Source organism: Actinokineospora sp. (genome assembly GCF_050699995.1).
Classification (GTDB): Bacteria; Actinomycetota; Actinomycetes; order Mycobacteriales; family Pseudonocardiaceae; genus Actinokineospora.
Genome location: NZ_JBOHGC010000238.1, coordinates 1 through 1,377 on the forward strand (window position 1 = coordinate 1; position 1,377 = coordinate 1,377).

The 1,377-nt window shown below is 68.6% G+C and carries 1 protein-coding gene; it reads right to left on the reverse strand.

Annotation, left to right across the window (positions count from 1 at the left end; translation table 11 throughout):
* A partial coding sequence (locus tag ACRDSQ_RS12675; RefSeq protein WP_431421159.1) for a flavin-containing monooxygenase occupies window positions 1–1,377 on the reverse strand: 1,377 nt, incomplete at both ends.

Below are 1,377 nucleotides of genomic sequence, written 5' to 3' on the forward strand. Positions count from 1 at the left end.
CACGTTGGAGTTGATGCCCATCATCCAGGAATCGACCTGGGTGAACAGCATGCGCCGCCCGCTGTCGTGCACGTGCTGGGTCCAGTCGCGCTCCGCGTCGGGGGTGGCCTCGACGCGGGCGTGGCCCTTCTCGCGCATGTGCCCGATGAGCGCGGTCACCCAGTCCACGTTCTGCTCGATGCAGCGCGGGATGTTGCAGAAGGTCGCGGCGTTGTGCGGCCCGACCAGGGTGAACAGGTTGGGGAAGCCCTCGATCTGCAGGCCGAGATAGGTGCGGGGCCCCTCCGCCCACTTGTCCCGCAGTCGCCGGCCGCCCCGGCCGCGGAGGTCGATGCGGTCGAACGCCCCCGTGACCGCGTCGAACCCGGTGGCGTAGATGATCATGTCGGCCTCGTACTCGGCCGCGCTGGTCTTGACCCCGGCCGGCGTGATCCGCTCGATCGGCGTCTCGCGCAGATCGACCAGCCGCACGTTCGGCTGGTTGTAGACCTCGTAGTACCCGCTCTCCAGCGGCACCCGGCGGGTGCCGAAGCCGTGGTTCGTCGGGATCAGCTTCTCCGCCACCTTCGGGTCCTTGACCCGCGAGCGGATCTTCCGGCGCATGAACTCGGTGATGGTGGCGTTGGCCTCCTGGTTGATCAGCACGTCCCGGAAGTTGCCCATCCAGATCCCGAAGCCGGGCGCGCCGTAGAGCTTCTCGTAGAACGCCTCGCGCTCCTCCGGGCTCACCTCGAGCGCGTTGCGCGGGTCGGCCTGGTGGATGAAGCAGCCGAAGGACTCGCGGCAGAGCGCGAAGATCTCTGGGTAGGTCGCCTTGATGCGCGCCTGCGTGGCCGCATCCATCGGGCGGTTGTGCAGCGGCGCGCACCAGTTCGGCGTGCGCTGGAACACCGTGAGGTGGCCGACCGTCTTGGTGATCTCGGTGATCGCCTGCACGGCGGTGGCCCCGGTGCCGATCACCGCGACGCGCTTCCCCGCGAAGCTGACCGGCTCGTGCGGCCAGGTGCCGGTATGGTAGGACTCGCCGCGGAAGCTCTCCACGCCCGGGATGGTCGGCATGGTCGGCACCGACAGGGGCCCGATCGCGGTGATCAGGAACCGCGCCCGCGCCCGCCGGCCGTCCTCGCTCTCGATCTCCCACTGGTTCGCGGCCTCGTCGTAGGCGGCAGACTTGATCCGGCAGTTGAACTCGATGTCGCGACGGAGGTCGAGCTTGTCGGCCACGAAGTTGCAGTAGCGCAGCGTCTCCGGCTGCGCCGCGAAGTGCTCGCTCCACTCCCACTCGCGCAGGATCTCGTCGGAGAAGGAATAGCCGTAGGTCCAGCTCTCGGAATCGAACCGCGCCCCCGGGTAGCGGTTCCAGTACCAGGTGCCGCC